Source organism: Oleiphilus sp. HI0061, from assembly GCF_001635675.1.
This window is the reverse complement of record NZ_LWFE01001721.1, coordinates 1-7,631: the sequence shown is the minus strand read 5'-3', so window position 1 is coordinate 7,631 and position 7,631 is coordinate 1. Positions and strand designations below refer to the sequence as shown.

Annotated in this window: 7 protein-coding genes; 6 read left to right on the top strand and 1 reads right to left on the bottom strand. The window is 44.3% G+C overall.

Annotated elements, in window-relative coordinates; all coding sequences use genetic code 11:
• Nucleotides 1–206, top strand: a 206-nt coding sequence (locus A3735_RS26475) for a transposase domain-containing protein (RefSeq protein WP_197486066.1), incomplete at its 5' end; no start/stop codon positions are given.
• 50 nt (nt 207–256) lie between these two features.
• Here the strand turns inward: A3735_RS26475 and uvrA are convergent.
• On the bottom strand, nt 257–3,091 hold the full coding sequence (gene uvrA, locus A3735_RS26470; RefSeq protein ID WP_068512604.1) for an excinuclease ABC subunit UvrA: 2,835 nt from the start codon (nt 3,089–3,091) through the stop codon (nt 257–259).
• Nucleotides 3,092–3,275: 184 nt separating this feature from the next.
• On the opposite strand from uvrA, the gene A3735_RS26465 reads away from it, so the two are divergent.
• The 5 genes from A3735_RS26465 to A3735_RS26445 all read left to right on the top strand — a co-directional run.
• Complete coding sequence (locus A3735_RS26465; RefSeq protein WP_068512601.1) at nt 3,276–4,634, top strand: MFS transporter; 1,359 nt, start codon at nt 3,276–3,278, stop codon at nt 4,632–4,634.
• Between the two features lie 49 nt (nt 4,635–4,683).
• The gene (gene ssb, locus A3735_RS26460; RefSeq protein ID WP_068512598.1) at nt 4,684–5,280 is read left to right on the top strand and encodes a single-stranded DNA-binding protein; all 597 of its coding nucleotides are present in this window, start codon (nt 4,684–4,686) and stop codon (nt 5,278–5,280) included.
• Between the two features lie 240 nt (nt 5,281–5,520).
• Nucleotides 5,521–6,324 (top strand): aspartyl/asparaginyl beta-hydroxylase domain-containing protein, encoded by an 804-nt coding sequence (locus A3735_RS26455; protein ID WP_197479249.1) that lies wholly within the window; start codon nt 5,521–5,523, stop codon nt 6,322–6,324.
• Between the two features lie 174 nt (nt 6,325–6,498).
• Complete coding sequence (locus tag A3735_RS26450; RefSeq protein WP_068508569.1) at nt 6,499–7,056, top strand: cytochrome b; 558 nt, start codon at nt 6,499–6,501, stop codon at nt 7,054–7,056.
• A 27-nt stretch (nt 7,057–7,083) separates the two neighbouring features.
• On the top strand, nt 7,084–7,631 hold a 548-nt coding region (locus A3735_RS26445), incomplete at its 3' end, for a YceI family protein (protein WP_068638955.1).

Sequence of the window (7,631 nt, the reverse complement as noted above, 5' to 3'; positions counted from 1 at the left end):
TGATAGGGCGAAAAAACTGGTTATTCTCAAACACCACTAGTGGTGCCCATGCCAGCAGTGTACTTTACAGTATTGTTGAAACGGCAAAGGCAAATGACCTTGTGCCATTCGATTATCTTCATTATCTATTGAAAGCACTTAGTAAAAGAGATCAGCAAGCAGAAATGGAAGATCTGCTGCCATGGAATGTCATACTAAATCATTAGATTCTTGGATATGTGCGCTTCGCCTTACGTTTACCTTGTTTTATTGATATTTATTTCCTGGCCAGGATTGGCTTTAAGAATTCTCCAGTAAATGAACCATCTACCTCTGACACATGCTCAGGGCTGCCCGTTGCGACGATTTGGCCGCCTTTTGAGCCGCCTTCTGGGCCTAGATCTACTATCCAGTCAGCAGTTTTTATGACATCTAGATTGTGCTCGATTACGACAATCGTATTGCCGTGATCTCTAAGCCTGTTAAGAACAGTCAGTAATTGCTGGATATCATAGAAGTGCAAGCCAGTAGTTGGTTCGTCAAGGATGTAGAGGGTTTTACCTGTATCTCGCTTGGAAAGCTCTTTAGCTAGTTTGACACGCTGGGCTTCGCCGCCAGATAGTGTAATCGCACTTTGACCAAGTCGGATATACGACAGGCCAACATCCATTAAGGTCTGAAGCTTTCGGGCAATAAAGGGAACCGCGTCAAAGAATTCACGCGCATCTTCGATAGTAAGGTCCAGAACTTCGTGGATATTCTTCCCTTTATAGGTGATATCTAGTGTTTCCCTGTTGTATCGCTTGCTCTTACAAACATCACAAGGAACATAGACATCAGGTAGAAAGTGCATTTCTACTTTTGTGACGCCATCACCCTGACAGGCCTCACAGCGGCCACCCTTAACATTGAAGCTAAAGCGGCCTGGTTTATATCCACGAGACCTTGCCTCGTGAGTGCCAGCAAATAACTCTCTGATAGGTGTAAACAGTCCTGTATAGGTCGCGGGGTTTGATCTTGGGGTGCGTCCGATCGGGCTCTGATTAATATCGATCACTTTGTCGAAAAAGTGCATGCCGTGAATGGCTTCGTGCTCTGCTGCATTTAAGGTCGTGGCATTATTTAGTTCAGTCGCCGCTAAGGGGTAAAGCGTTGAGTTGATCAGGGTTGACTTACCAGAGCCTGAAACACCAGTAATGCAGGTAAATAAGCCAACTGGAATTTCAAGTGTAACGTTTTCAAGGTTATTTCCCTTGGCGCCTTGCAGAATGAGTTGTTTGTTCTTATTTGGTTTATGGCGTTCATCCGGGATTTCAATTCGTTTGCTGCCACACAGATATTGGCCGGTTAGGGATGCAGGGTTGGACATAACTTCATCAGGTGTACCTTCGGCGACGATCTCGCCACCATGTATTCCAGCCCCCGGGCCGATATCAATGACGTGATCGGCAAGTCTGATAGCATCTTCGTCGTGTTCAACAACGATTACAGTATTGCCTAGCTCTTTGAGATGAGTGAGCGTTTTTAAGAGGCGGTCATTGTCCCGTTGGTGAAGTCCGATCGATGGTTCATCCAGAATATACATGACGCCCACAAGCCCGGCGCCAATCTGGCTTGCTAGCCGTATTCTTTGGGCTTCGCCGCCGGATAATGTGTCGGCACTACGTTCCAGATTTAGATAATCTAGGCCTACGTTCACTAGAAACTCCAATCGTAAGCGGATCTCTTTTAGAATCTTGTCAGCTATTTCTCCTCGTTGACCGCTAAGTTCTAGGTTTTCGAAATAATCCAAAGCAGTACCAATGGGGAGCTTGGCTAAGTCGGGTAGTGAGTCTTTGTTTATGTAAACATGCCGCGATGCTTGTTTTAATCGAGTGCCATGGCAGCTTGGACAAGGTTGATTGTTCAGGTACTTAGCAAGGTCTTCCCGAACCATATTTGATTCAGTTTCTCTATAGCGTCTTTCGATGTTAGGAATGACACCTTCAAAAACGTGCGAGCGTTGTACGCTGTCGCCACGGCTATTGACATAGGTGAACGATATTTCTTCATCCTGGCTTCCGTAGAGGAGGGTTTGTTTAAAACTATCAGGTAGCTCCTCATAGGTACTAGAGATGTCGACATTATAGTGTTCGGCCACATTACTTAAGAGTTGAAAGTAGTAGATCGTGCGTCGATCCCAGCCCCTAATCGCGCCTTCTGCAAGTGTTAGGCTGGGGTTGTGTACGATTCTATCAGGATCAAAAAACTGATTAACGCCTAAGCCATCGCAGGAGCCACAAGCACCGGCAGGATTATTGAAAGAGAACATGCGAGGCTCAAGCTCGCTAATTGCATAACCGCAATGGGGGCAAGCAAATCGTGAAGAGAAGATGATCTCTTCTAGGTCATCGTCTTCACCCATTGGGGCAACAACTGCAATGCCGTCGGTTAGGGCAAGGCATGTCTCAAAGGATTCTGCGATACGTTGTTGGATATCGCTGCGAACCTTAAAGCGATCAACAACTACTTCAATAGTGTGTTTCTTGTTCTTCTCGAGCTTGGGCGTGTCATCAAGATCAGTAATGATGCCGTCAATTCGGGCCCGAATAAATCCTTGGCTTAAGAGGTCTTGGAATACATGAAGATGTTCGCCCTTGCGGTTTTGAACAATTGGGGCGAGCAGCATAAGCCGACTTTCTTCAGGGAGCTCAAGCACTTTATCAACCATCTGGCTAACGGTTTGCGCATTAAGTGGTACGTCATGTTCAGGGCATCGGGGTTCGCCTGCGCGAGCGAATAGAAGTCTAAGGTAGTCATAGATCTCAGTAATCGTACCGACAGTAGATCGTGGATTGTGAGAGGTGGATTTTTGCTCGATGGATATGGCTGGAGAAAGACCTTCAATATGGTCGACTTCAGGTTTGTCCATCATCGACAGGAATTGACGAGCGTAAGTCGACAGAGACTCGACATAACGTCGCTGGCCTTCAGCATAAAGCGTGTCAAAGGCGAGCGATGATTTACCGGAGCCAGATAAACCGGTTATTACGATTAGCTTATCACGAGGAATTGTAAGGTCGATATTTTTTAGGTTGTGTGTTTTTGCGCCACGAACGAGGATCTTATCCATTAATCTATTAACCGATGCTTAAAAACGGTCGATTATAGCAATTTAGACGCTAACTTGTATGACATATTACGCTAATGGGGTGTAAGCGCTCATTAGTACTTATTAGACCTGTATTGTGATTCCTTGCAGTGGGTCTTAATGATAGAATGGCTGCCCGAATAATTTGATGAATGTATACAAAATAATGACTGCTAGTGAAAAGCGCTCGGTAATTTCTTTAGCTCTTTTATATGCTTCGCGTATGCTTGGCTTGTTTATGGTTTTGCCGGTTTTTGTTTTATATGGGCAGGAGCTAGCCGGGTCGAGTGAAATTCTAATTGGTGTTGCTATTGGTGCTTATGGTTTGAGCCAGGCGCTGTTCCAAGTTCCCTTTGGTGCACTGTCTGACCGATTTGGTCGCAAAAAACTGATTTTCTTCGGGCTGCTCCTATTTCTCATTGGCAGTTTGGTCGCGGCACTTTCAACGACAATTTACGGTGTGATATTTGGCCGATTCCTTCAGGGGGCAGGGGCAATTGCCAGTGTCTTGATGGCTTTGCTAAGTGATTTAACGAGTGAAGAGAGCCGCACCAAATCGATGGCAATTATTGGTATGTCTATTGGTGTATCTTTTTCTGTTGCCTTGGTTATAGGGCCTTTAGTGGGAAGTGTTCTTGGGCTTCAGGGGATTTTCTGGTTTACTGCTGTGTTGGCACTGTTCGGAATGTTCTGGCTGTACTTCTTTGTGCCGAATCCTGTTCAGAGTGCATCCGACAGGAATACCCGTTTGTTCAAGAGCCAGTTAATGGACGTCTTAAAGCATAAAGAGCTAGTTCGCCTTGATATCGGCATTTTTGCACTTCACCTTTGCCTGACAGCTTTGTTTATAGCTGTCCCCATGTCATTGCTTAACAAAATTAATATGCCGGGCGAGGATCATTGGCTGGTCTATCTAACAGTGATGGTGACATCATTTTTCGCAATGGTTCCTTTTATTATCATTGGTGAAAAGAAGCAGAAAATGAAGCCGGTTTTTTTATTCGCAATTCTGCTTCTTCTGGCTTCGTCACTGAGTTTTAGTTTGACTCAGAACCAGTTTTTATATTTCTGGCTTAGCTTGTTTTTTTACTTTATGGCTTTTAACTTGCTCGAAGCGAGTTTGCCTTCTTTGGTCAGTAAGATTTGTCCGGCTGGAAGCAAAGGAACGGCGATGGGGGTTTATTCAACTTGCCAGTTCTTTGGTGCCTTTGTTGGGGGGGTGTTAGGTGGTTGGGTTCTAAGTAGCTATGATGAGTCAGGCGTTTATCTGCTGGTAAGTATTGTTTGTCTTGGCTGGTTTCTATTTGCTCGCGGCATGGCTAACCCAAGCTCTGAAACAGGTATGACCTTAAGTTTCTCAGCTTTGGCAGACTCTCAGGCTCAGGAAATAACCGATAGGCTTAGCTCAGTGGGAGGTGTTGAAGAGGTTGTTTTGGTGCCTGAAGATAAGGTGGCTTATCTCAAAGTAATCAAAGGTAAACTAAATCAGCAGGAGCTGGATTCGGTTATGGAATGCTATCGTTAAGCATGAGACAATAATTAGATTAGAGCAAAAAATAATTCGGGGAAAGGTAATGGCAAGAGGTATAAACAAAGTAATTTTGATCGGTAATTTAGGGCAAGATCCTGATGCGCGCATGACGGCGCAAGGTTCAGCGGTCACAAACCTGAATATTGCTACGGATGAAAGTTATAAAGATAAAAACAGTGGACAGATGGTGCCAAAAACGGAGTGGCATCGTGTTGTTATGTTTAATCGTTTAGCTGAAATTGCAAAAGATTATCTGCGTAAAGGCTCTAAAGTCTATATCGAAGGTAAGTTGCAGACCAGAAAGTGGCAAGATCAAAGCGGACAAGATCGCTATACCACCGAGATTGTTGCGAACGAACTGCAGATGCTAGATAGTAAGCAGGGTGGATTTGATCAGCCGCAAGCAGCCACGCAAGGCGGGTATCAGGCACAGCCTGCTCCTCAAGCAGCACCACAAGCACAGGCTGCACCGCAGGGCTATGCGCAGCCACAGCAGGCGGCGCCGGTTCAACAAGGCTATCAGCGCGCGCCACAACAGGGCGGCCAGGCATATACTCAGGCAGCGCCTCAAGCCGCTCCGCAAAGCGCTCCAGCAATGGCGCCTCCTAGTGATGATTTTGATGATGATATTCCGTTCTAAAAACGGAACTGTCGCTTAATTTTTTATTGGCGTTTAAAGCTCTGTCTAAGCAGGGCTTATATGTAGATAAGGTCGGTACCGATGAGCCTTGCTCTGTTAGTAATTCTTCTCGTTGTGGCACTGAGTACAGTCAGCTGTGTATATGTGTGTAACTATCGAGGAGAGGTGCGCTATAAGAATCTTCGCGAATATCTCCGGAAAGCTTGGCCAATTTTTGCTCCTCTCAATTGTTTTCTGTATGTGTCGACCAAGCGAAATTATCGTAAACCGATTGTTAATATTGATGATTTTGCTGAGCTTCAGTCTCTTACTGACAAGTGGGAACTCGTGCGTGAAGAGGCGGAGAGTCTTAGAGAGCAGGGTTACTTTGAGAAGACAACCAAAGAAGGCTCTGCATCGTACTATGATGTTGGCTTTAGAACCTTCTATAAGCATGGTTGGAGTAAATTCTATGTCAACTGGTATGGTTACACGCATGAATCTGCAAAGAAGCTATGCCCTAATACAGTTGAGCTGCTAAAAAACATTCCTTCAGTAAACGGTGCAATGTTTACTTTGTTGCCTCCAGGCTCAGAGTTGACTCGCCACTGCGATCCCATTGCCTGCTCATACCGGTATCAGCTTGGGCTATCTACACCTAACTCAGATGCCTGTTTTATCAATATTGATGGCAAAAGCTATTCTTGGAGGGATGGTGAGGCATTTTGTTTTGATGAAACTTATATTCACTATGTGAATAACAATACCGAAGACTATCGACTGATTCTAATGTGTGATGTTGAGCGCCCAATGAATATATTTGGTCGAGGGATTAACTGGGTATACAAGCTCTTGGCACGCGCAACTTTAGTGCCGAATACATCGATAGATCGCCAAGGTTTTTTTAACCGCCTATTCAGCACTGTTACACCTTTTCTTGAATGGTCGAAGGCCTTTAAAAAGCGGAATCGCCCGCTTTATAAAAGGCTTCAGTTTGTTTTTAACTCGCTGTTGCTGTTAATTCTGCTATTAATTATCGCTACGCCGTTTATTATCTTCTCATAACTAGTTTCCATACTCGCTATGGTATAAAACTCTCTTGTTTCTAGAATAAGAGCGCGCACCCCAATTTACTCTGTGTGCAATTATGCACAACGCTTCTGCATATTTTATATTTCCGCACAAGTGTCCTTGATCTATAGTGACATCATTGTTTCTTCTGTTTAGCAGGAATGTGTGATGATCCGGAATACAGTAAGTTCTTACGGTTTGGTGGCTATTATAATTCATTGGCTCATGGCTGTTAGTATATTCTTCCTCTTTGGCTTGGGTTTATACATGGTTGAGCTCAGCTATTATGATTCCTGGTATAAGGGCTCTTTGGATCTGCATAAAAGTATTGGTGTATGTCTGCTCTTGGCGCTCATATTTCGAGTCATTTGGCGCACTATTAACATTGTTCCACAACCCGAGGTAAGTGGGCGTAAAGGTGAGGCGTTCGAGCACAAGGTGGCGCACCTAGTGCATCTAATGTTATATATTCTTATGTTTCTGATAATGAGTAGTGGTTATCTTATTTCTACTGCTGACGGTCGAGGTGTAGGCGTGTTCGAGTTGTTTGATGTGCCAGCACTACCTTCTTTGATCGAGAACCAGGAAGATATAGCAGGCGAAATTCATTTTTATCTCGCCTGGACTTTGATTGTTTTGGTAATACTTCATGTGGCAGGTGCCTTAAAACACCATTTTATTAATAAAGATACAACCTTGGTCAAAATGTTACGGTCGGGGAAATAAGTCTCAAATCCAACTTAGGAGAATAATATGAAGAAGTTAATTTTATCTGGTCTATTGGCGCTTGGCACTCTTGGCCCAGTAGGTGTTGCGAATGCCGCTGATTATGCGATCGATGTAAAGGGCGCGCATGCATTTGTTTCCTTTAAGATAAAGCACTTGGGTTATAGCTGGCTTTTAGGGCGCTTTAATGAGTTTGACGGTAGTTTTTCTTATGATGCTGCAGCACCTGAAAAATCTTCAATTAATGTGACAATTCAAACTGATAGTATTGATTCCAATCATGCTGAACGTGATAAGCATTTAAAAAGTGATGACTTCCTAGATGTTAAGAAGTTTCCGCTTGCGACCTTTAAAAGTACGAACTTTAAGGTGATTGATGAAGATAGTGCGATAGTAACGGGGAATTTCGAGCTTCATGGGGTAAGTAAAAGTATTAGTTTCCCGGTTGAAAAGGTGGGTGAAGGGAAAGATCCTTGGGGTGGTTATCGAGCTGGGTTCACCGGTAAGACGAGCTTAAAGCTTGCTGATTACGGTATTACCCGTAACTTGGGCCCTGCTTCGACACACGTAGAAAT

Bases quoted from the DNA above. Each gene is read 5' to 3' on its own strand.
- uvrA (WP_068512604.1), bottom strand. From the start codon at position 3,091: ATGGATAAGATCCTCGTTCGTGGCGCAAAAACACACAACCTAAAAAAT.
- A3735_RS26465 (WP_068512601.1), top strand. From the start codon at position 3,276: ATGACTGCTAGTGAAAAGCGCTCGGTAATTTCTTTAGCTCTTTTATAT.
- ssb (WP_068512598.1), top strand. From the start codon at position 4,684: ATGGCAAGAGGTATAAACAAAGTAATTTTGATCGGTAATTTAGGGCAA.
- A3735_RS26450 (WP_068508569.1), top strand. From the start codon at position 6,499: ATGATCCGGAATACAGTAAGTTCTTACGGTTTGGTGGCTATTATAATT.